Genomic DNA, 21,118 nt, shown 5'->3' on the forward strand with positions numbered 1-21,118 from the left:
GACCCGGTATCGGCGTCATCTGCCCTGGAAATCGGGGGTCCTGCGCTCCACGAAGGCCCGCACCCCGTCCTGGGCGTCCCGGGTCGTCATGTTGATCTCCTGGGCGGCGGCCTCGGCGGCGAAGGCGGACGCCCGGTCGGTGTCCAGGGAGGCGTTGACGAGCTGCTTGGTGAGGGCCAGGGCGCGGGTGGGGCCGGTGGCCAGGCGGGCCGCCCAGTCGCGGGCCGTCTTGGGCAGGTCGGCGTCCGGGACGACCCGGTTGACCAGGCCGAGGCGTTCGGCCTCCGGCGCCGAGAGCGCGTCGCCGAAGAACATCAGCTCTTTCGCGCGGTGCGGGCCGATCAGCCGGGGGAGCAGGTAGGCGCCGCCGCCGTCGGGGACCAGGCCGCGCCGCACGAACACCTCGATGAACCGGGCCGACTCGGCGGCCAGGACCAGGTCGCAGGCGAGCGCGAGATGGGCGCCGAGGCCGGCTGCGGTGCCGTTGACGGCCGCGATCACCGGTTTCTCGCAGTCGAGGACGGCGCCGATCAGCCGCTGGGCGCCGAGCCGGATGGTGCGGGCCACGTCCCCCGGCACGCGTTCGGCTGTGCCGCTGCCGCTGCCGCTGCCGCTGCCGCTGCCGCGGAGGTCGGCGCCCGCGCAGAAGGCGCGGCCGGTGCCGGTGATGACCACCGCGCCGATCCCCGGGTCCGCGGAGGCCTCGCCGAGCAGGTGGATGACGTGGTCGCGCTGGTCGGGGGTGAGGGCGTTGAGCGCGTCGGGGCGGTCCAGGGTGAGGTGGGCGACCCGCTCCGCGGTCACGTACCGGACGGTGTCCATCAGCGGCACACCGCCAGCGCGTCCAGCGCCACCGCGCCCTGGCCCTGCTCCAGCACCATCAGCGGGTTGATGTCGAGCTCGGCGAGCTGGTCGCCGAGCTCCAGGGCCATCCGCTGGACCCGGAGGACCACCTCGACGAGGGCTTCGAGATCGGCCGGCGGCCGGCCCCGGACCCCGTCCAGCAGGGCCCGCCCGCGCAGCTCCGCGAGCATGTCCCGGGCCTGCTCCTCGCCGAACGGCGGCACGCGCACCGCCGCGTCGTGCAGCACCTCGACCAGGACCCCGCCGAGCCCCACGGTCACCGTCGGCCCGAACAGGTCGTCGTGGGTGACCCCGACGACCATCTCCACGCCCCGCTCCACCATCTGGCAGACCAGTACGCCGTCCAGGGCGACCCCCTCGTAGCGGGCGATGTCCGTCAGGTCGCGGTACGCGTCCCGGACCTGGCTGGCCGAGGTCAGGCCGATCTTCACCAGGCCCAGCTCCGTCTTGTGGGCGATCTGGCCGCCGGACGCCTTCATCACCACCGGGTAGCCGACCAGCCCGGCCGCGCGCACGGCCGCCGCCGCGCTGGTCACCAGCTGCTCGCGCGGAACCCGGATGCCGTAGGCGCGCAGCAGCTGCTTCGCTGCGTGCTCGCTCAGCTGCTGTCCGGGACGCATCAGCGCGAGCGCCTTGCGGTAGGACGGGGACGGGGTGCGCGGGGCCTCGTCGAAGGGGGAGTGGTAGTCGCTCACGAAGCGGTGGTGGTCGAGGTAGGCGCGGACGGCGGTGAGGCAGTTGCCGACCGTGCGGAAGGTGGCCACCCGGGAGGAGCCGAGCAGGACCTCGCGGTAGGCGGCCTCGGTGCCGACCGGTGAACCCCACACCACGCACACCAGCTTGTCGGTCGCCTCGGCCGCGTCCACCAGGTCCTGGACGAGCTTGTCGCTGAGCGGCGGGAACGGGCCGGTGATCGGGCAGACCAGCACCCCGACCTCCGGGTCGGCGAGGATCGCGTCGATGATCTTCCGGCCGCGCCAGTCGCCCACCGGGTGCCCGCCGTTGTCGACCGGGTTGGCCACGCTCAGGTACTCCGGTATCCACTGGTGCAGCTCGGCCTGCCGGGCCGCCGACAGCTCCGGCAGCCGCAGGCCGAGGCCGGCGGCGAGATCGGCGACGTGGGCGCCGGTGCCGCCCGAGATCGAGTAGACGACCACCCCGTCGGCGCGCGGTGCCCGGGCCCGGGCCAGCAGGGCCGCGGTGTCCTGGAGTTCGTCGAGGCCGTCGACGCGGATCACGCCGTACTGGCGCAGCGCGGCGTCGACCACGTCGTCCGCGCCGGTCAGCTTGCCGGTGTGGGAGGCGGCGGTGCGGGCGCCGGCCTCGGTGCGGCCGACCTTCACGGCGACCACGGGCACCTGGCGGCGGGCCGCGCGGTCGGCGGCGAGCAGGAAGGCGCGGCCGTCCTTGAGGCCCTCGACGTAGCAGGCGATGGCGCCGACCTCGGGGCGCTCGGCGAAGTAGGAGATGAAGTCGGCGGTCTCCAGGTCGGCCTCGTTGCCGGTCGGCGCCCAGTGCGAGAGCCGGATGCCGAGTTCCTGGGCGGCGAAGACGGGCCTCCCCTGGTGGCCGGACTGGGTGATCAGGGCGATCGCCGGGCCGTCCAGGTCGTCGCGGAACCGCTCGAAGGCGTTCAGGTTGGTGTTCGGGCCGAGCAGCCGCAGCCCGGACCGGCGTACGGCCGCCGCGAGGCGGGTCTGGGCGGCCGCGCCCTCCTCGCCGGTCTCGGCGAACCCGGACGCGAAGGCCACGGCGAACTTCACCTTGGCCTCGGCCAGTTCCTCGATCACCGGCAGCGGGTCGGCGACCAGCAGCACGGCGAGGTCGACCTGCTCGGGCAGGTCGGCGACGGAGGGCACGCAGGCGATGCCGAAGACCGACGGCCGGGTCGGATGCACCGGGTGTACCCGGGCCCCGACCCGCCCGGCCCAGTCGAGCAGCTGCCGGGTGATGCCGGTGTTGGGCCGCCCCTCGGCGTCCGAGGCGCCGATCACGGCGACGGACTCGGGGCGGAAGAACCTGTCCAGATCCGGTACGTCCGCGTACAGCGGCCGTCCGCTGACGTCCAGCGCGTCCGCGTCGTCCGAGTCGGCCGCGCGGCCGTGGACGGCGGGCCCGGGACGCTGCTCACCGCAGGCGATGACCCGGGCCCGGCGGGAGTCGGTGGTGAGGGTGCCGTGGGTTGATCCAAGCATCGTTCCGCCCGCTCCTGTGTGACAGCACAATTAACTGACGCAGTGTCAGATTACTGAACTGACGCTGCGTCAGGAACCGGTCTGCACGCAAAGTTGAGGGCTGAAGCGGCTCTTCTTCTCACCCGAGGGCGGCCAGTACCTCCTTCGCCGCCCGCTCGCCCGACCGCACCGCCCCGTCCATGTACCCGGTCCAGAACGTCGACGTCTCCGTCCCGGCCCAGTGGATCCCGCCCGCCGGCTCGCGCAGCGCGGCCCCGTACTCGGTGAGCACCCCGGGCGGCGCGTAGGCCACCGGGCCGCCCCGCGAGAAGCCCTCATTGTCCCAGCGCTGCAGCACGAAGGAAGTGGGGGATTTGGCCTTGTCGCCGAAGTAGTTGGCGTAGTCGGCCAGCACGGCGGCCCTGACGTCGGCCTCGCCCGCCGCGTCGTACGCCCGCATCTCGTCGGCCTCGATGAACCCCATCAGGGCGCCGTAGGAGCCGTCCGGCGGGGAGTTGTCGAAGGTCGAGCGGACCACTCCGGAGTCGCTGACCGCCTGCCCGTTGAGACCGTCGGCCCGCCAGAACGGGGTGTCGTAGACCGCGATGGCCTTGCCGATCGAGCCCATCGGCATCCGCTGGGTGAGCTGGTCGCGGGCGGCCGGGAGCAGCGGGTCGTAGTCGATCCGGGCGGCCAGCGGGGGCGGCAGCGCGACGACGACCCGGGTCGCGGTGACCGTGACGCCGTCCGCCGTGACGACGTACCCGCCGCCGGACCTGACGATGGACCGCACCGGCGCGCTCAGCACCACCCGGTCGCCGAGGGTCGCGGCCAGCTTGATCGGGACCTGCTGGGAGCCGCCGACGAAACGGGACTCCTGGGCGCCGCCGGCCGTGTCGGTGAGGCGTTCCAGGGTGCCGGCGTTGGACTCGTCGCCGGCGGCGGCGATGTAGTAGAGGACGTAGAGCAGGGAGAGTTCGCGGGGCTGGGCCGAGAAGACCGACGTGCAGGCCAGGTCCAGCAGGAACTTGGCGGAGGGCACGATCGCGTGGGCGTTCAGCCAGCTCTCGAAGGTCTGCTTGTCCCACTCGGCGGCCTTGGCGGCGGTCCAGGGGGCGTCCACCGGCACCGTCGCGGCCATGCCGTCCAGCTCCGACTGCACGATCGCCGCGTTGGCGAGGCCGGCCGCGTCCACCGGCGGGACCGAGCCGAGCAGGCCGCCGGTGTCGTACGGGGTGCGCTTGCCGTCCTTGTAGAGGAGGTTGTTCCCCGTGTTGTACGTGGTGAAGGTGGCGACGCCCAGGGAGTCGGCGAGGGCCTTGATGCGGTTCTGGGTGGGGCCGACGAACTCGCCGCCGCCCTCGGTGTAACCGCCGTTGGCCAGCTTCAGGTTCACCACCCGGCCGCCGACCCGGTCCCAGGCCTCCAGCACCGCCACCGTCCTGCCGCCGGCCACCAGGTCGCGGGCCGCGGTGAGCCCGGCGATGCCGCCGCCGACGATCGCGACGTCCACGGTCCGGGACGCGGCGGCCGTGGCGGCCGGGGCGGCGCCCGCGGAGACCGCGGTGAGGCCGGCGGCTCCGGCGGCGGCACCGCCCAGGAGGGAGCGGCGGGAGAGCCGGGGTGAGGGCTGGGGTGACGGCTGGGGTGAGGGCTGTCTTTCACGTGCCACGTGCGTCCTCCGTGCTGGGCGAGAGGGGGTGGAACCGGAAAGTTGAGCAGGGCTCACATTCTGGTCCCGGGCACGGGCGGGATGCTACCGCCGGTAACAAGCAACGTCCGTCGCCTGCGTCACATGGGCAACGGGGTTGCTGTACAAGGAGGTTGGGGGTATCTACGCCGTCGGCTACCGCTCTGCGGCCGACCTCGCCGCGGTCTTGGCGGCCGTCTTGGCGACCGCCTTCGCGATCTTCTCCGCGTCGATGGCCATCTCGCGGATGTTGCCGCTGATCGGGTTGGTGTAGCCGGTGAAGTAGAGGCCGGGGGCGTTCTTCGGGGTGCGGGGGCCGTGGGCGACCGGGTGGCCGCGGTCGTCGAGCACGCCGAGGTGGCCGACGAGGCCCTCCAGGGCGCGGACGTATCCGGTCGCGGCGATCACCGCGTCGGGGGCGACGCGGGTGCCGTCGGCGAGGGCGACCTCGCCGTCCTCGAAGCCGTCGACGGCGGCCACGATCTCGACCCTGCCCTGGCGCACCGCGTCGATCAGGCCGACGTCCAGGACCGGGATGGCGCCCTGCTTCACCCTGCTGTAGAGGCCGCTGTCGGGGCGGGGCAGGCCGTGCGCGGCCAGGTCGGGCACGCTGACCTTGGCCATCGTGCGGGCCAGCCGGTCGACGAAGGCGGTCGGGAGCCGTCGTACCAGGACGGAGTTGTACTGGGCCGCCCAGCCCGCGGTGGAGCGGCGCACGATGTGCGGGACCGTGCGGACGGCCAGCCGCACCCGGGAGGCGCCGCCCTCGGTCAGGTCGACGGCGATCTCGGCGCCGGTGTTGCCGGTGCCGACGACGAGGACGTCCCGGCCGGCGAAGGGCTTGGCGTCGCGGTACGCGCCGGCGTGCAGGAACTCCCCGGGGAAGCCGTCCCGGCCCGGCCAGTCGGGGATGCGCGGGGTGTGGTTGAAGCCGGTGGCGACCACCACCGCGGAGCCGGTCAGCTCCCGTCCGCCGGAGGCGTGCAGCAGCCAGCCGTCGCCGTCGGGCGAGCGTTCCACGCGGGAGACCTCGACGCCGGTGACGATCTCCAGTTCGTGGTGCTCGGCGTACTTCTCCAGGTAGCGCACCACGTCGTCACGGGAGACCCAGCGGCCGAACCGGCGCGGCATGGGCAGCCCGGGCAGCGCGGACAGGCGTCGGGTGGTGTGGAGGTGGAGGCGGTCGTAGTGGCGGCGCCAGGACGCGCCGACGTCGTCCGACTTCTCCAGGATCACGGCACGGATGCCCCGGGCCCGCAGCGCGTACGCGGCGGCGAGCCCTCCGGGGCCTGCGCCGATGACGTAGACGGGCGAAACGGTGGGGGAGAACACGGCCATGAGCGCGAGCGTAATCACGCTTCACGTTGATGGGTCTCGGTCAAGACCGGAATTGGTTGCGGATTGATCACACCCGTAGGAGAAGTGGGTGCGACTTGTGACGTAGCCCACCTCATCTGGTGCTCGTGGGGCGGAAATGAGAAAGGCCCGTGACGTCGGGCCCCGGTGCGCTGGGGCCCGACGTCACGGGTGGGCGGCGTCCTTAGACAGACGGGAAAAAGGACGCCGCGTTCGGGGAGGCTATCGCGGCTTCGAGAGCGCCATCACGATTGTGAGAGCTTCTTACTTCCGCGGGGGCCTGTTAATTCCGCTTGTCCTTCTTGCCTTTCCTGCCCTTGCCGTAGCCCGTCACCGTGGCGATCCAGGTGATGAAGTCGCCCGGGTCGGTGTTGGCGCCGTGCCCCTCGTCCCAGTAGTAGAGGTGGTCGACGTCGTCGCCGAGGTTGTCCAGGCGGGCCGCCAGGTTCGCGCAGACGACGTGCGAGGTGTCGGAGTCGCTGGTGCCGAGGCGGATCCACCAGTGCCTGGAGCGGCGGTCGTTGACCTTCTCTACCAGGTGGAACATCGGGTTCATCAGGTTCAGCTTCTCGGGGATGTCGGCGGCGACCCGCTTGCTGCCGAGCCCGGTGGAGTCGTTCTTCGCGCCGTACGCCGTGAAGTGGCGGGTCTCGGTCGTACCCGCTCCGAATTCATTGTTCTCGCCGGCCGACAGGTCGAAGGCGTCGAAGGCCGGGGTGTCCTTCTTGCGGGCGCCGACGTGGGTGAGGAAGTCGTCCCAGGCGAAGGCGGCCCTGCCGTCGGACCAGGTGATGAAGGTGTTCTTCGCCAGGTACGTCTCGCGGTCCGAGTCCGAGAGGGCGGCGAGGTACCTGGTGGCCGAGGGCTGCAGGTACTGCTCGACCAGGTAGTCGTCGTAGTTGCGGGCGGTCAGCGGGCCGAAGCCGTCCAGGCCGCGCAGCTTCAGGCCCGCCTGGTACTCGGCGAACTGCGCCTTCAGGTCCTTGGAGACGGACTGGTCGACCTGCTTGCCGGTGGCGAGGTCGTTGGTGCCCCAGTTCCACTCGTAGGCGCCGTCGGCGTGCTCCAGGTCCGTGATCGGGCACCAGGCGCCGACCGCGAAGATCGCGTCGGAGGCGTCGGCCGCGCCGAGCTCCTTCAGGTACTTGTCGTAGATCGGGCTGTCGCCGGACGCGCCGAGCAGCGAGGACAGGGCGCCGCCCGCGCTGGTGCCGGCGGAGACGATGCGCTCGGTGTCGCCGGGGATCAGGCCCTTGTTCGCCCTGATGTACCGGACGGCGGCCTTCAGGTCGACGATCGCGGCGGGGGCGGTGCCGTAGTACTCGCCGCCGGAGTTCTTGAGGGTACGGCCGCGGGCGCCGGGCTCGATCACGACGTACCCGGCGGCCAGCGCGAGCAGCTGGTTGCTGGAGGTGGCGCCGCCGGTGGCGTTGGTGTTGCCGTTGGCGTTGGCGGCCGTGCTCGCGGAAGAGCTGGGGGCCGCGCCGGTGGGCGCACCGCTCGGCGCCGTGCCGCCGCCCATGGCGGAACCGCCGCCGCCGACCTCGGTGGCGTCGGCCACGGAGGAGGGCATGTAGCCGCCGATGGAGTTGGCGAGCAGGATCGGGGCGTTCGCCGGGTCGACGGCCGTGCCGTCGATCTCGACCGGGGCGCTGACGATCAGGGACTGGTAGGTGGCGTCCACCGGGTCGGCGACGTAGGTGATCGCCTTCCAGAAGTGGTATGTCACATCGTGCTCGGTGCCCTCGGCGTCCGTGATCGTCTTCGTCAGCTTCGAGTACCCGTCCGGGTCGAAGGCCAGCGAGTCCGGGGACGAGGAGGAACCGCTCGACGCCTGCGCGCTGAGGGCGATACCGCCGACTGCCGCGACACCGGCCGCGGCGCCGATCCCCATGACCACGGTCCTGCGCTTGACTGCCCTGTGCTTCACCCTGCTGCCTCTCGTATCGAACGCTCGTATCGAACTCCCTGGCCTTGCGGTTGCGAACGTAATCTTGCGCCGACAAAATCGTCAACAATTTCCCGGGATCTCACGGTGGACCCACAGGGTCACGGGAGTCGCACAGGTTTTGCCCATCCGGGTCTGGGCTGCGCTTCAGGATCTGACGTACTGTCAGATTCATGGACGCGACGAGTTCCGACGGCACGCACGGCATACGCGGCGAGCGCCCGCGGTACGACCGCCCCGAACCGGACGCCTTCACCCGCCCCTACTGGGAGGCGGCGGCCGAGGGCCGGCTGCTGCTCCGCCGCTGCGGCGACTGCGGCCGGGCCCACCACTACCCCCGGGAGTTCTGCCCCCACTGCTGGAGCGAGGACGTCACCTGGGAACGGGCCACCGGCCGCGCGACCCTCTACACCTGGTCCGTCGTCCACCGCAACGACCTCCCGCCGTTCGGCGACCGCGTCCCGTACGTGCCGGCCGTGGTCGACCTCGCGGAGGGGCCGCGCATGATGACGGAGCTGGTGGGCACCGAACCGGGCACCCTGCGCGCCGGACTTGAGCTGGAGGTCGCCTTCCGGGAGGGGGCACCGGTGTTCCGCCCGGCGCCGGGGCCGCCGCACTGAGGACTCTGCGCCGGGGCCGCCGCGCCGGGGCCGACGTACCGAGGGCGTCGTACCGAGAGCGTCGTACTGAGGCGCCCGAGGCCGCCGGCCGGGCCGTGCGGGGAAACCCGAGGGCCCCCGTCCGGCGCACGCGTTTGAATGGCCCCATGGCCCTCACCGACGAACAGCCCGCCGCCCATCGCCCCGACGTCACCCCGCACGGTCACGGTCTGCGGCTCGACCACTGGGACCCGGACGCGGAGGCGCAGGCCGAGGCGTGGCTGCGCAGCCGTACCGACCCGGACTTCCGCCGCTGGAACACCCCGCTCACCGAGGTGAGCGACCTCGCGGGCGCCCGCGCCGCCCTGGCCGCGCAGCGGAAGCAGGCGGCGGACGGCACCTGCGCGCCGTTCCGGATCACGGACACGGCGAGCGGTACGACCCTCGGCCACGTCGGCGTCAACATGATCGACCACACGTTCCGGACGGCCCGGGTCGGCTACTGGGTGCTGCCCGAGGCGCGGGGCCGCCGGGTCGCCACCCGTGCGCTGGCGCTGGCCACGGACTGGGCCTTCGCCGAACTGGGCCTGCACCGCCTGGAGCTGGGGCACGCCCTCGGCCATGACACGTCCTGCCGGATAGCCCTGACATGCGGCTACGACTACGAGGGGACGCTGCGGGGCGCGATGTTCGAGGCGGGCCGGCAGGACGCCTTCCGGGACGTACACCTGCACGCCCGCCTCGCCACGGACCCGAGCCCGGACCTCGACCGGGTCCCGGCGCGAGGTTGAGCGGGGTCGGGCGGGGCAAATTCGGGTGCGCGGTGCGGTGGTACGCCGGGACCATCGACCATGACCACACAACTCCGCTCGGCAGACTGGCACTTCACCGACGACGTCGACGAACACCTCGCCCGCGGCGGCGACTTCCTCCGCTCACGTCCCGATCTCCACACCGTCCACCTCACCGTGACGGCGCAGCTCAGGCGGCGGGGGCCGCGGGCCTACGGCGACGACCCGCCGTTCTTCGGTCTCCTGACCCGAGGCGACGGCGGCGTGGCCGCGGCGCTGCTCCACACGCCCCCGTACGCCCTGAACGTCACCCGCCTCACGGCCGCCGAGGCCGAGGCGCTGGCCGACCGCCTGCTCGCCCTCGGCCACCCGGTCTCCGGGATCTGCGCCGACGCCGCCACGGCGGAGGCGTTCGTGGCGGAGTGGGCGCGCCGGACGGGGGCGCCGGGAAAGCTGCGTGAGCTGCAACGCCTGTATCGGCTGGCCGAGTTGGCGCCTCCCGACCCGGCGCCGGAGGGGCGGGCGAGGCCGGCCGACGGCTCCGACCGGGACCTGCTGATCCGCTGGTACGAGGGGTTCGTGGCGGACGCGGGCCTGCACGGCGGCCGGGACGCCGGGGAGTGGGCCGACTTCCGGCTCTCCTACGGCGGCGCCACCCTCTGGGAGATCCCCGACGGCACCCCCGTCTCCATGGCGGGACTGACCCTCGCGGTGGCCGGCCAGGTCCGGGTCGGGCCGGTCTACACCCCGCCGGAACTGCGCGGCCGCGGGTACGCCGGTGCGGTGACGGCGGAGGTGAGCCGGGCGGCGCTCGCCGCGGGCGCCGCCGAGGTGCTGCTCTTCACGGACCTCGCGAATCCGACGAGCAACGAGCTCTACCGGCGCATCGGCTACCGGGCGGTGGCGGACTGGGTGCTGTACGAGTTCGGGGCGGCGTCCTGAGCGGAGCGGCGGAGCCGCGGTCCGTCGTCTGCCGTCAGTTGACTGTCGTCTGCCGTCTGCGGCTGCGTCGTGGCTGGTCGCGCAGTTCCCCGCGCCCCTGAAGAGGCTCGTCTTGCGAGGCCCTCGGTGGAGGCACAGGCTGGGAGGAAGGCATGCCGGCCGGCGTATGGACCGAGCGCGGGTGGCCGCGGGGTACGCGGGGAGTCGCGGCCCGCGCAGAGAGCGGGTGCCCGATGAGGCTTGTCGTCGATCTCAACCGGTGCCAGGGATTCGCGCAGTGCGTCTTCCTCGCCCCGGACGTCTTCGCCCTGCACGGCGAGGAAGCGCTGCTGTTCTCCCCTCGCTTCGACGAGGAACTCCGCGACCGGGTGGAGGAGGCCGCTGCCGCCTGCCCCGTCCAGGCCATCCTGGTCGACTACTCCGACGAGCCGACGAGGCGGGTGGAGTCCCATGTCGGCTGACACGGAGATCGAGGTCCTGCGGCGCGAGGGCCGCATTGTCGTCGTCGGCGCCTCGCTGGCCGGTCTGCGCGCCGCGGAGACCCTACGCGACCAGGGCTTCACCGGATCACTGACCATGATCGGCGACGAGCCGTACGAACCCTACGACCGGCCGCCGCTGTCCAAGCAGGCGCTGCTCGGGCGGGCGCGGCCCGAGGACACCGCGCTGCCGCGGCGGCGGGACATCGACGCCGAGTGGCGGCTGGGGGTCGCCGCCGAGGAACTGGACCGGGACACCAGGCGGGTGATCCTGGCCAACGGCGACAGCGTCCCCTACGACCGCCTGCTGATCACCACCGGGACCAGGGCCCGGCCCTGGATCCACCCGGAAGAGGCCGCGCTGGACGGGGTGTTCGTGCTGCGCACCCGCGACGACTCCGCGCGCCTGACCCGGAAGCTGGCCGGGGGCGTGTCCCGGGTGCTGGTGATCGGGGCCGGCTTCACGGGTTCCGAAGTCGCCTCGGCCTGCCGGGAGCTGGGCCTCGACGTGACGGTCGCGGAACGCGGCCCGGCTCCGCTGGTGGGCGCGCTCGGCGGGGTGGTCGGCGTGGTCGCGGACCGGCTGCAGCGCAAGCACGGCGTGGACCTGCGCTGCGGCATCAGCGTCACCGCCCTGGAGGGCGACGACGTGGGGCGGCTCAGGCGCGCCCATCTGTCCGACGGTTCGGCGATCGACGTGCAGGTGGCGGTCGTCTCGCTCGGTGCCATGCGGAACACGGACTGGCTGGCCGGCTCCGGGGTGGCCGCGGGGCCCCGCGGGATCGCGTGCGACGCGGGGTGCCGGGTGTTCGACGTCAACGGCATCGTCACCGACGACATTTACGCCGCCGGGGACGTCGCACGCAGTCCCCACCCGCTGTTCGACTACCAGTTCCTGTCGCTGGAGCACTGGGGCAACGCGGTCGAGCAGGCCGAGATCGCCGCCCACAACATGATCTGCGCGAGCCCGGAGCGCCGGCCGCATCTGTGGCTGCCGATGTTCTGGTCCTCCCAGTTCGGCGTCAACATCAAGTCGGTGGGCGTGCCCTCGCTGGGCGACCAGCTGGTCGTCGCGCAGGGGGCGCTCACCGAGGAGCGGTTCGTCGCGGTGTACGGGTACCACGGCCGTTGCATCGCCGCGGTGGCCTTCGACGGGGCCAAGTGGCTGGGGTTCTACGAGCAGCAGATCGCGTCCGGGGCGCCCTTCCCGCCGGAGTACCGCACGGTCGACCGCAGGACCGAGACGCTGCAGCCGGTCGACCCCGCCTTCCCCGACCCCCACCTGCCCACCCACGGGGCCACGGTCACGCTGACCGGTCACTCACCGAGCGAACGACGTGTCGAGTTCGTTCCGTCGCACGCCTGACCACCGGCCTTGTACCGCCCGGAGCCCCGAGGAGACGCCATGACGCCCGACCCCATCTCCGCGCAGATCACCGACTACGCCAACCGGGCCGATCCGTACCCGCTCTACGCGGAGCTGCGCAAGACACCGGTCCTGCGGGAGGACGACGGCACCTACCTGGTCAGCACCTACCACGAGGTACGGGGCCTGGCCAACGACCCTCGGCTGAGCAACGACACGAGCAACCGCCCGCCCGGCTACGCCCGCGTCGGGCAGCCGGCGGAGGAGTCCGGCCTGCCGCCCAGCTTCATCTTCACCGACCCGCCCGTGCACGACCGGCTGCGCGACACCATCAACCGGCCGTTCGGGCCGCCGCACAGCCCCCGGTTCCTCGACGGCCTGCGCGGGGAACTGTCCACGGTCGTCACCGAACTGCTCGACGCCTTCGACGGCAAGGACCGGGTCGACATCGTCGAGGACTTCTCCTACCCGCTGCCCGTCACCGCCATCTGCCGGGTGCTGGGCGTGCCGCGCGAGGACGAACCGCGCTTCCACGGCTGGGCCGACGCCCTGGCGTCGTCCCTCGATCCCGCGGCCGGCGGCGACGACGCGCAGGAGCAGGCACAGCGGGCCCGCCAGGAGATGGGCGGCTACCTGGCCGAGCTGATCGAGACCAGGCGCCGCCACCCCGGCCCCGGGATACTCAGCGCGCTCGCCCCCGACATGACACCGGCGGACCTGGAGGCCACCGCGGTGCTGCTGCTGGTCGCCGGCCACGAGACCACCGTCAACGCGATCACCAACACGACCCTCACCCTGCTGCGCCACCCCGACCTCCTCGACCGGTTCCACAGGGAGCCGCGGCTGGCCGTCCCGCTCATCGAGGAGGTGCTGCGGTTCGAGCCTCCGGTGCAGTTCGTCCCGTGGACCACCGCCCTGGCCGACATCGAGGTCGCCGGCTCGACGATCCCCAAGGGCTCGCCGGTCTGGCTCATGCTGGCCGCGGCCAACCGTGACCCCGCGCGCTTCCACGACCCCGACCGCTTCGATCCCGACCGCAAGGACAACGAGCACCTCGGCTTCTACACCGGCATCCACTACTGCTTCGGCGCCCCGCTCGCCCGGATCGAACTCCACGCGGCAGTACCGGAGTTGTTCAGGCGGGTGAAGTTCTCCGGGCTGCTCGAGGACCCGCCGCCGTACCGCGCCAACGCGGTGCTGCGCGGCCCCCGCCACCTGCCCGTGGCGATCGAGGGCCTCGCGGCCTGAGCACCGGCCCCGCCGGTCACGGCCGGACCCCGGCGGTCACGGCCAGAGCAGTTCCTTCCGCCACGCGCCGTCCGCCTCGGCGACGTACCGGAGCCGGACGTGCCGGCGGTCCGGGTCGCCCTGGAAGAACTCCGCCTCCTCGGGCCGCAGGTGGTAGAGGGTCCAGGTCGGGGAGGGGGCGGCCGGGTCGGCGTGGGCGCGTCGCCAGGCCGCCTCCGACTCCGTGCGCAGTTCCTCCAGCGAGGACAGGGGGCTGCTCTGGCGGCCGGTGAGCGCCGCCGCCAGGGCGCCGGTCGAGCGGGCGTGCAGGTCGGCCTGGCTCTCCTCCGAGGGAGCCGCGGTGACGGGGCCGCGGAGCCGGACCTGGCGGCCCAGCACCGGCCAGTAGAAGGCGAGGGCCGCGTACGGGCGGGCGCTCAGCTGGTGCCCCTTGCGGCTGGTCGCGTGCGACGCGAAGGACCAGCCGTGCGCGTCCGCGCCGTGCAGCATCACGATCCGGACGTCCGCCCGGCCCTCGTCGTCCGACGTCGCCAGCGACACGGTGTGCGGCTCCGGCTGTCCCGCCGCCACCGCCTCCGCGAACCACGTGGTGAAGAGCGGGAGCGGGGAGTCCGGCGCCGACCCGGGGTCGAACAGCCGTAGCTCCGTGGTCTCGGGGGACCAGACCCGGAGCGACTTCAGGAGCGTGTGAAGATCCGTTGCTGCCATGTGCCGAGTATCACTCGGTAACTCCCGCACCCGTGTCATCAGCAACCTCGTGCGGCGGCCCCGGGGCTCCGCGGCCAAGCCCCGGGGCACAACCGAGCAAACCGCTGCGAACACCTGTGCCCCGCCCGCACACTGTCCGGCATGAGGGGACCGAAGACCGTGAAAGTGGCCGTACGCCATGTAAACGGCGATGTCGGACGGCGCAGGACGCGGGCCGTCACCTGGGCCGCCCGCGACTTCCGGCTGGTGCGGCCGGCCGAGGGGCGGGACCGGGTCGAGCTGGAGTGTCCCGTCTGTACGGCGGCCGTCCTCGCCGAGGTCGCCGACCACGCGCGGACCCGGCGGGTGCGCAACGGGTGGGCGGCGGTGTCGGGGTTCTCCCTGCTCGTCTCGGTCGCCGCCGTGGGCTATGCGGTCCACGAGGGCGGCAGGGCGCTGCCGGCCGTCTTCTCGGCCAGTGTGTTCGTCGCGGTCGTCGGGCTCGTCCTGACGCCCACGGCGTGGGTGCGCGGCCGCCACCACATCGGTGTCGCGCTTCTCGACGGGCCCGAGCCCAGGCGGAGCCACCGGATCGTGCCGGCCCGCTAGCCGCTTCGCTGGGGGTGCCGCGACGGGCCGGGTCGTCGGTCGGGTGCGGCGCCGTCGTGGCTGGTCGCGCAGTTCCTCCCCCAGCCTTCGGCCGGGGGTACCCCCAGCGCCCCTTACGGGGCCGCCCCATACGGGGCGCTGTAGCGGGGGGGGGGCCTTTCAGTGGCGGGTGAACTGGAGGGTGGTCTGCTGTGTCGCGTCCGGGCGTATCGCGAGTGCGGGCACGGTGAGTTGTTCGCCGTAGACGTCGGTGAGGCGGATGTCGTGGCCGCAGCCGGTGCCCTGGTCGGAGAGGAAGTAGTTGTACTCGGTGCGGGGGAGCGCCAGCCAGCCGCTGCCGGTGCGGACCTCCAGGCGGGCCAGCGGGTTGCGGTGGCCGATCGCCTGGATGCCGCACCAGTACTGGGTGGAACCGGTCTTGTAGCGGATCGAGACCGTGTCGGAGACGGCCGGGCTCAGCAGGCTCCAGGTGATCTGGATCCGGCCCGCCGACAGGGGGGCCAGCTTGGCGAACGCCTGCCGGCTCAGGTCCAGTTGGCCGACCGCGCAGGGTGCCGGGCACTCGTTGGTGATCCGTACGGTGATGGCCGTACCGCTCGCCGCGCGGACGGAGACGTACGCGCCGCAGGCCTTCGCCGTCTCGTAGTCCGCGGTGTTCATCGCCGCGGTCATCACGTCGGAGGTCGGGCCGTAGGAGCAGGCGCCGTCGCCGTTGCCGACGTCGTAGGAGGTGGCGACGCCCTGGTAGGTGGTGCCGGGGCGGATCCGGCCGGCTGCGGGGGCGGTGGTGGTGGCGACGGAGGCGGCGTGGGTGGTGCTGCTCTCCGCACGCCGGGAGGGGGCGGTGGACGGGGACGCCGACGGGGTGGTCCGCTTGCTCGCCGACGGCTTCGGTGCGGCGGTCGACGGCTCCGGAGACGTCGGAGGCGTCGGCGTGGCCGGGTCCGTCGCCGTGCCCGGTGCGGCCCGCGACGCGGATCCGGCCACCGCCCGCTCCGGTCCGGCGGCGCCGGCCGCGGTGCCGGGGCGGAAGGCCACGGCCAGGGTCACGACCAGGGCGACGACGGCCACGGCGGTCACGGCGAGCAGCGGTCCGCGTACCGGGCGCCAGGCGAAGTCCCGGTCCGGCTGCGGGCGTCGGCGATGTGAGGAGGAGGCCACGGAGGGATCCTTACGCGGTTCGGCGGTGCACGTCCTTCGAACGTCGAAGCTTCCGTACGACAGTTGCCGCCGGGGCCCGGGAGGTTGCCGCCGTCCCGTGGATTTCCGCGACCGTTCGCGGAGCCCGTGTCACCCCCGTCCCAGCACCACCGTCCCCGACGAGCAGAACCAGCCGCCCGTCCCCGACGCCACCCCCAGCTCCGGCAGCCCCCCGTCCGCCCGCCGCACCTGCCGTTCGCCGGCCTCGCCGCGCAGTTGCCGTACTGCCTCCACCAGGAGGAACAGCCCGCGCATGCCGGGGTGCTGGGCCGACAGGCCGCCGCCGTCCGTGTTCACCGGAAGCTCCCCGCCCACGACCTTCAATCTCCCCTTCTCCACGAACGCCCCGCCCTCGCCCTTCGCGCAGAAGCCGAGGTCCTCCAGGGTGACGAGGGTCATGTAGGTGAACGCGTCGTAGATCTCGGCGAAGTCGATGTCGGCGGGAGTGACCCCGGCCCGCCGGAAGGCCAGTTCGCCGCTCACCGCCGCCGGGGAGACCGTGAAGTCCGCCCACTCCGACATGGTGGCGTGGGAGAGGCACTCGCCCGTGCCGAGGACCCACACCGGGGCGGTACGGCAGTCCCGTACGTACTCCTCGGCCGCCAGCAGGACCGCCGCGCCGCCGTCCGAGCGGATGCAGCAGTGCAGTTTGGTGAACGGGTCGGCGATCATCGGCCCGGACAGGACCTCGTCGACCGTGATCGGGGTGCGGAACATCGCGTCCGGGTTCAGCGCCGCGTTGGCCCTGGCCTGGACCGCGACCTCCGCCAACTGCTCGACGGTGGTGCCGTGTTCGATCATGTGGCGGCGGGCGGCCATCGCGTACTTGGCGATGAGGGTGTGGCCGTAGGGCACCTCGAACTGCAGGGGGCCGCGGGCGCCGAAGGACAGGTTCCCGGTGCGCCGCCCCGCCCGGATGTCGGCGCGGGCCGTCGAGCCGTACACGAGCAGAACCGCGTTGGCGTGGCCGGCGGCGATCGCGTCGGCCGCGTGGGCCGCCATGACCTCCCAGGTCGAGCCGCCGACGGAGGTGGAGTCGGCCCAGGTGGGGCGCAGGCCCAGGTACTCGGCCACCTCCACGGGCGCCAGCGTGCCGAGCCCCGCCGACGCGAAGCCGTCCACCACGTCCCGGCCGAGACCGGCGTCGGCCAGCGCGCGGCGGGCCGCCTGGGCGTGCAGGGCGTACGGGGTGGCCTCGTCCACCCGGCCGCAGTCGGACAGGGCCACGCCGACCACGGCGACCTTGCGGGGTCCAGTCATGAATCTGACGGTACATCAGATCCGCTGGACTCCGCCTCTGTGCATCTGCATCCGACGCCCCTAGCATGACGGGCCGTCAGATCGTCAGGAGGTCCGGTCATGGACGCCCGCTTCACCGACGAGCAGGACGAGATCCGGCGCGCCCTGCGTGAACTGCTCCACAAGCGCTGCGGCACGGAGGACGTGCGGGCCGCCGTCGACAGGCCGGAGGGGTACGACCCCGCCCTGTGGACCGTCCTCGGCGAACACCTCGGCCTGCCCGGCCTGGCCCTTCCCGAGGAGTACGGCGGGACCGGCTGCTCCCGCACGGAAGTCGTCCTCGCCGCCGAGGAGTTGGGGCGGGCCCTCGCACCCGTCCCGTTCCTCGCCACCGCCGTGCTCGCCGCCCCGCTGCTGCTCGCCCTCGGCACCGACGCCCAGCGCGCCGAACTGCTCCCGCGGATCGCCGACGGCAGCCTCACCGCTGCCCTCGCCGTCCCCGGCACCCGGCTCGGCAGCGCCCTCGCGCTCACCGGGCCGCCCACCGCCGACTGGGCGGGCGGCGGCCGGGCCGGGGGCGTCCAGGCCCGCCGCACGGCGGACCGGTGGCGGCTGTACGGGGAGGCCGACCAGGTCCTCGACGGCCACAGCGCCGGACTGCTGCTGGTGCCCGCGCACACCGGCGGGTACGCCCGCTCGCGCGTCCTCCTCTTCCTGGTGCGGGGCGACGCCGCCGGGGTGGTACGGACCCGGCGGACCAGCCTGGACGCCACCCGCGGTCAGGGCCGGGTGCAACTGCGCAATGTCGAAGCCGAGTTGCTGGGCCCCGACGCGGACGCCGACGTCCGTTCCGCGCTCGCCGGCCTCGGCGACTTCGTGGCCGCCGTGCTCGCCGCCGAGGCCGTGGGAGCCGCCGACCGGGCGCTGGAGCGGACCGTGGAGTACGTCAAGCAGCGGGAGCAGTTCGGGCGGGCGATCGGGTCCTTCCAGGCGGTCAAGCACCGCCTGGCCGACGTGCACGTGGCGGTGCGGGCGGCGCGGTCGGCGGCCTACTACGCGGCCTGGGCGACCGTGCACGAAACAGGTGGTGCGGAGCGAAGCGCCCCCTTGGAAGGGCGGTGGCGGGCGACGGGTGGGCCGGCCGGCGGGCTGGCGCTCGCGCAGGCGCTGGAGGCGCTGCGGACCGCCGCGGGGGAGGGCATCCAGCTGCACGGCGGGATCGGGTTCACCTGGGAGCACGAGGCCCACCTGTACTTCAAGCGGGCCGCCGGGGACGAGTTGCTCTTCGGTCCTGGGCATCGGTTGCGCGCGTACGCGGCCGAGGCGGCGGGGCTGTTCGCGGGGCGGGAGGTGGCGGTGTGATCGGCGTACGGCTGGTACAGAGGGTGTCCGCCACCCGGGGGTTCGCCAAGGTGGCCCCGTACGTGATCCCGGCCCTGGACCGCGCCGTGCACCGGCTCAGCGGGGGCCGGGTGCTGCTCAGCGCCCAGATGCTGCCCGGGGTGATCCTCACCTCCACCGGCGCCCGCAGCGGCCGGCCCCGCCGCACGCCGCTGGCGTGCATGCCCGACGGCGACGACTGGCTCCTCGTCGGCTCCAACTTCGGCCGCACCGGCCATCCCGCCTGGACCTACAACCTCCTCGCCCGTCCCGACGCCGACATCAGCTGGAAGGGCCGCGACATCCCGGTCACCGCCCGGCTCCTGGAGGGCGCGGAACGCGCGGACGCCTGGCGGCAACTGCTGACGTTCTGGCCGCCGTATGCCGCCTACCAGGACCGGATAGACCGCCAGATCCGCATCTTCCGCCTGACCCGGCGACGAAGCGCCCCGTAAGGCACACGCTCCGCCGTCTGCCGTCCGCGGCACCGTCGTGGCTGATCGCGCAGTTCCCCGCGCCCCTGAAAGCAGGGGCGGTGCCGACCGCTGTCGGCTGCCGCGCCGTCGTGGCTGGTCGCGCAGTTCCCCGCGCCCCTGAAAGAAAAAAGAAAAAAAGGGGCGCTGCGGTGTGCCCCTTCAGGGGCGCGGGGAACTGCGCGATCTGCCCCCACCGGCCTGCGGCCGAAGCGCGGTCGTACCGCCGTAGGTGTTCACGTCGGGTGTTCCGCGGAGCGGCACACGCGCTGCTCTGCCGGGCGGCCGGACGCTGGAATGACGCGTAGCGCATTCCCGCCTCCGAAAGGCCGACGAGTGACCACACGTGAACCGCTCGCGTCCCGGCGCCCCGGCAGGCTGCGCCCGGCGGCCCGCCTCGTGAGCGCCGTGACGGCGACGGTGACGGTGTCCGCGCTCGCCGTGCAGCCGGCCGGCGCCGCGGCCGGACCCGGCTGCGCCGACCTCGCGCGGACGGTCCTCGCCGGCTCGCACGTGAAGAGCATCAGCTCCGAGGTCGTGCCCGCCTCCGCGACGCTCCCGGCGTACTGCCAGGTCGACCTCGTGCCCGCCCGGGCCGTCAACGTCCGCGTCACCCTCCCGCTCAGCACCGCCGACGCCGGCGTCGGCGGCACCTACACGGGTGCCTGGAACGGCCGGGTCCTGAACGCCGGCGGCGGCGGGTACGCCGGCGACCTCGGCGACCTCACCGTGGCGGTCCGGCGCGGCGAGGTCGGTTCGGTCACCGACACCGGCCACAGCTCCGCCTGGTGCGACGCGACCGACCCGAGGACCGGCGAGGCCAACGCCCAGCCCGGCTGCGGCGAGGCCGGCGGCGGCTTCGTGCTGTCTCCCTCGGGCAGGCTGAACACCCGGCAGGTCGACGACTTCATCGACCGCAGCCTGCACGAGCAGACGGTCTGGGCGTTCTCCCTCGCCAAGACCTACTACGGCCGGGCCGCCCGGCGGAACTACTGGGTCGGCGGCTCCACCGGCGGCCGGCAGGGCTGGGAGATGGCCCAGAAGTACGGCGACGAGTACGACGGCTTCCTGCTCGGCTACCCGGCGGTCAACTGGAACCGGTTCATCATCGGCGAGGCCTGGCCCGCGGTCGTCGTCGACGAACTCCTCGGCCCCGGCGGCCTGGCACCCGCCAAGAGCGACGCCGCGAACGCCGCCGCCGTCGCCGCCTGCGACCCCGAGGACGGCGTCACCGACGGGGTCGTCGCCGATCCCCGCCGCTGCACCTTCGACGCGCGCGAGGTCAAGGGGCTCACCGCCGCGGAGGCCGAGGCCGTCGACCTCATCTGGGACGGCCCGCGCGACGCCCACGGCAACCGGCTGTGGGGCGGCATCCCCCGGGGCACCACCTTCTCGGTCCTGCTGCCCGGCGGGAACACCATGAGCCCGCTGATCGAGACCTACGTCCGCAACTGGCTGGAGCAGGACCCGGCCTACGACTGGCGCAAGAACCTGACCATGGAGAACTTCCCGAAGTTCTTCGAGGCGTCGTACCGCAAGTTCGAGAAGACCGCCGCCACCGACAGCACCGACCTGTCCGAGGTCCGCAAGCACAACGGCAGGATCCTGTACTACGTAGGGGCCGAGGACCCCCTGATCGTGCCGTTCACCTCCTACAACTACCAGCAGCGCCTGTTCGGCCGATACGGCGTCCAGGGCACCCGCTCCTTCGTCCGCACCTTCTACTTCCCGGGCGTCGGCCACACCGAGCCGGACCTCACCGGCACCACCGACGCGCGGTCCCGGCTCCTGGACGCCCTGGAGGCGTGGACCGAGCACGGCAGCGCCCCCGAGTCCTTCGGCCAGCGGGACCCCGCCACCGGCACCGAGCGCACGATCTGCGCCTACCCGGACACCGCCGCCGCCCCCGGAGCGGGCGCCTCCTGCACGACCAGGACGAGCGTGCCTTCCGACCTGGCCACCGAGTCGACCACCGTGTCGGACCGCCGCTGAGTGCTCCGCCGGACGCGCCGCGATGCGCCGTCTGCCGTCTGCCGACTGCGGCGTCGTCGTGGCTGGTCGCGCAGTTCCCCG

Annotated in this window: 18 protein-coding genes; 10 read left to right on the forward strand and 8 right to left on the reverse strand. The window is 73.2% G+C overall.

Annotated elements, in window-relative coordinates:
• Nucleotides 1-15: 15 nt before the first annotated feature.
• The 5 genes from ACGF5O_RS20955 to ACGF5O_RS20975 all read right to left on the reverse strand — a co-directional run bounded on the left by ACGF5O_RS20955 (nucleotide 16) and on the right by ACGF5O_RS20975 (nucleotide 7,978).
• The gene (locus ACGF5O_RS20955) at nucleotides 16-822 is read right to left on the reverse strand and encodes an enoyl-CoA hydratase/isomerase family protein (RefSeq protein WP_393811351.1); all 807 of its coding nucleotides are present in this window, start codon (nucleotides 820-822) and stop codon (nucleotides 16-18) included.
• Nucleotides 822-3,059 (reverse strand): acetate--CoA ligase family protein, encoded by a 2,238-nt coding sequence (locus tag ACGF5O_RS20960; protein ID WP_393811352.1) that lies wholly within the window; start codon nucleotides 3,057-3,059, stop codon nucleotides 822-824. The genes ACGF5O_RS20955 and ACGF5O_RS20960 overlap by 1 nt, the downstream gene beginning before the upstream one ends.
• 118 nt (nucleotides 3,060-3,177) lie before the next feature.
• Nucleotides 3,178-4,710 carry a flavin monoamine oxidase family protein gene (locus tag ACGF5O_RS20965; protein ID WP_393811353.1) on the reverse strand — a complete coding sequence of 511 codons (1,533 nt, stop codon included), beginning with the start codon at nucleotides 4,708-4,710 and terminating at the stop codon, nucleotides 3,178-3,180.
• A gap of 174 nt (nucleotides 4,711-4,884) precedes the next feature.
• On the reverse strand, nucleotides 4,885-6,066 hold the full coding sequence (locus tag ACGF5O_RS20970; RefSeq protein WP_393811354.1) for a flavin-containing monooxygenase: 1,182 nt from the start codon (nucleotides 6,064-6,066) through the stop codon (nucleotides 4,885-4,887).
• Nucleotides 6,067-6,367: 301 nt separating this feature from the next.
• Nucleotides 6,368-7,978, reverse strand: a complete 1,611-nt coding sequence (locus tag ACGF5O_RS20975) for a subtype B tannase (RefSeq protein WP_393811565.1) — start codon at nucleotides 7,976-7,978, stop codon at nucleotides 6,368-6,370.
• 227 nt (nucleotides 7,979-8,205) lie between these two features.
• Between ACGF5O_RS20975 and ACGF5O_RS20980 the strand changes: the two genes are divergently transcribed.
• The 6 genes from ACGF5O_RS20980 (at nucleotide 8,206) to ACGF5O_RS21005 (ending at nucleotide 13,457) form a co-directional block, all read left to right on the forward strand.
• Nucleotides 8,206-8,652 (forward strand): Zn-ribbon domain-containing OB-fold protein, encoded by a 447-nt coding sequence (locus ACGF5O_RS20980; RefSeq protein WP_393811355.1) that lies wholly within the window; start codon nucleotides 8,206-8,208, stop codon nucleotides 8,650-8,652.
• 146 nt (nucleotides 8,653-8,798) lie between these two features.
• The gene (locus ACGF5O_RS20985; RefSeq protein WP_393811356.1) at nucleotides 8,799-9,422 is read left to right on the forward strand and encodes a GNAT family N-acetyltransferase; all 624 of its coding nucleotides are present in this window, start codon (nucleotides 8,799-8,801) and stop codon (nucleotides 9,420-9,422) included.
• Between the two features lie 60 nt (nucleotides 9,423-9,482).
• On the forward strand, nucleotides 9,483-10,364 hold the full coding sequence (locus ACGF5O_RS20990) for a GNAT family N-acetyltransferase (protein WP_393811357.1): 882 nt from the start codon (nucleotides 9,483-9,485) through the stop codon (nucleotides 10,362-10,364).
• A 233-nt stretch (nucleotides 10,365-10,597) separates the two neighbouring features.
• On the forward strand, nucleotides 10,598-10,825 hold the full coding sequence (locus ACGF5O_RS20995) for a ferredoxin (protein ID WP_393811358.1): 228 nt from the start codon (nucleotides 10,598-10,600) through the stop codon (nucleotides 10,823-10,825).
• On the forward strand, nucleotides 10,815-12,209 hold the full coding sequence (locus ACGF5O_RS21000) for an NAD(P)/FAD-dependent oxidoreductase (RefSeq protein ID WP_393811359.1): 1,395 nt from the start codon (nucleotides 10,815-10,817) through the stop codon (nucleotides 12,207-12,209). Before ACGF5O_RS20995 ends, ACGF5O_RS21000 begins: the two co-directional genes overlap by 11 nt.
• Nucleotides 12,210-12,248: 39 nt before the next feature.
• A complete protein-coding gene (locus ACGF5O_RS21005; protein ID WP_393811360.1) occupies nucleotides 12,249-13,457 on the forward strand; it encodes a cytochrome P450 in 1,209 nt (402 codons plus the stop codon).
• Nucleotides 13,458-13,493: 36 nt separating this feature from the next.
• Here the strand turns inward: ACGF5O_RS21005 and ACGF5O_RS21010 are convergent, their stop codons facing one another.
• The gene (locus tag ACGF5O_RS21010; RefSeq protein ID WP_393811361.1) at nucleotides 13,494-14,165 is read right to left on the reverse strand and encodes a pyridoxal 5'-phosphate synthase; all 672 of its coding nucleotides are present in this window, start codon (nucleotides 14,163-14,165) and stop codon (nucleotides 13,494-13,496) included.
• 141 nt (nucleotides 14,166-14,306) lie between these two features.
• Between ACGF5O_RS21010 and ACGF5O_RS21015 the strand changes: the two genes are divergently transcribed.
• The gene (locus ACGF5O_RS21015) at nucleotides 14,307-14,753 is read left to right on the forward strand and encodes a hypothetical protein (protein WP_393811362.1); all 447 of its coding nucleotides are present in this window, start codon (nucleotides 14,307-14,309) and stop codon (nucleotides 14,751-14,753) included.
• 159 nt (nucleotides 14,754-14,912) lie between these two features.
• Here ACGF5O_RS21015 and ACGF5O_RS21020 read toward each other — a convergent pair whose 3' ends face one another.
• Nucleotides 14,913-15,914 carry an expansin EXLX1 family cellulose-binding protein gene (locus ACGF5O_RS21020; RefSeq protein ID WP_393811363.1) on the reverse strand — a complete coding sequence of 334 codons (1,002 nt, stop codon included), beginning with the start codon at nucleotides 15,912-15,914 and terminating at the stop codon, nucleotides 14,913-14,915.
• Between the two features lie 129 nt (nucleotides 15,915-16,043).
• On the reverse strand, nucleotides 16,044-17,213 hold the full coding sequence (locus tag ACGF5O_RS21025; protein ID WP_393811364.1) for an acetyl-CoA acetyltransferase: 1,170 nt from the start codon (nucleotides 17,211-17,213) through the stop codon (nucleotides 16,044-16,046).
• Between the two features lie 99 nt (nucleotides 17,214-17,312).
• Here ACGF5O_RS21025 and ACGF5O_RS21030 point away from each other — a divergent pair, with 99 nt between their 5' ends.
• From ACGF5O_RS21030 to ACGF5O_RS21040, 3 genes are all read left to right on the forward strand, one after another.
• A complete protein-coding gene (locus ACGF5O_RS21030; protein WP_393811365.1) occupies nucleotides 17,313-18,554 on the forward strand; it encodes an acyl-CoA dehydrogenase family protein in 1,242 nt (413 codons plus the stop codon).
• A complete protein-coding gene (locus tag ACGF5O_RS21035) occupies nucleotides 18,551-19,027 on the forward strand; it encodes a nitroreductase/quinone reductase family protein (protein WP_393811366.1) in 477 nt (158 codons plus the stop codon). Before ACGF5O_RS21030 ends, ACGF5O_RS21035 begins: the two co-directional genes overlap by 4 nt.
• Before the next feature lie 354 nt (nucleotides 19,028-19,381).
• Entirely contained in the window at nucleotides 19,382-21,037 is a 1,656-nt protein-coding gene (locus ACGF5O_RS21040) for a tannase/feruloyl esterase family alpha/beta hydrolase (protein ID WP_393811367.1), read from the forward strand.
• The last annotated feature ends 81 nt before the right edge of the window (nucleotides 21,038-21,118 follow it).

Source organism: Streptomyces sp. NPDC048291 (genome assembly GCF_043201715.1).
Lineage (GTDB): Bacteria > Actinomycetota > Actinomycetes > Streptomycetales > Streptomycetaceae > Streptomyces.

What these genes read in the sequence shown, in the direction of transcription:
- ACGF5O_RS20995 (WP_393811358.1), top strand. Translation starts at nt 10,598, where the DNA reads ATGAGGCTTGTCGTCGATCTCAACCGGTGCCAGGGATTCGCGCAGTGC.
- ACGF5O_RS20970 (WP_393811354.1), bottom strand. Translation starts at nt 6,066, where the DNA reads ATGGCCGTGTTCTCCCCCACCGTTTCGCCCGTCTACGTCATCGGCGCA.
- ACGF5O_RS20985 (WP_393811356.1), top strand. Translation starts at nt 8,799, where the DNA reads ATGGCCCTCACCGACGAACAGCCCGCCGCCCATCGCCCCGACGTCACC.
- ACGF5O_RS20975 (WP_393811565.1), bottom strand. Translation starts at nt 7,978, where the DNA reads ATGGGGATCGGCGCCGCGGCCGGTGTCGCGGCAGTCGGCGGTATCGCC.
- ACGF5O_RS20960 (WP_393811352.1), bottom strand. Translation starts at nt 3,059, where the DNA reads ATGCTTGGATCAACCCACGGCACCCTCACCACCGACTCCCGCCGGGCC.
- ACGF5O_RS21030 (WP_393811365.1), top strand. Translation starts at nt 17,313, where the DNA reads ATGGACGCCCGCTTCACCGACGAGCAGGACGAGATCCGGCGCGCCCTG.
- ACGF5O_RS20955 (WP_393811351.1), bottom strand. Translation starts at nt 822, where the DNA reads ATGGACACCGTCCGGTACGTGACCGCGGAGCGGGTCGCCCACCTCACC.
- ACGF5O_RS21005 (WP_393811360.1), top strand. Translation starts at nt 12,249, where the DNA reads ATGACGCCCGACCCCATCTCCGCGCAGATCACCGACTACGCCAACCGG.
- ACGF5O_RS21025 (WP_393811364.1), bottom strand. Translation starts at nt 17,213, where the DNA reads ATGACTGGACCCCGCAAGGTCGCCGTGGTCGGCGTGGCCCTGTCCGAC.
- ACGF5O_RS21000 (WP_393811359.1), top strand. Translation starts at nt 10,815, where the DNA reads ATGTCGGCTGACACGGAGATCGAGGTCCTGCGGCGCGAGGGCCGCATT.
- ACGF5O_RS21015 (WP_393811362.1), top strand. Translation starts at nt 14,307, where the DNA reads ATGAGGGGACCGAAGACCGTGAAAGTGGCCGTACGCCATGTAAACGGC.
- ACGF5O_RS20990 (WP_393811357.1), top strand. Translation starts at nt 9,483, where the DNA reads ATGACCACACAACTCCGCTCGGCAGACTGGCACTTCACCGACGACGTC.
- ACGF5O_RS20980 (WP_393811355.1), top strand. Translation starts at nt 8,206, where the DNA reads ATGGACGCGACGAGTTCCGACGGCACGCACGGCATACGCGGCGAGCGC.
- ACGF5O_RS21010 (WP_393811361.1), bottom strand. Translation starts at nt 14,165, where the DNA reads ATGGCAGCAACGGATCTTCACACGCTCCTGAAGTCGCTCCGGGTCTGG.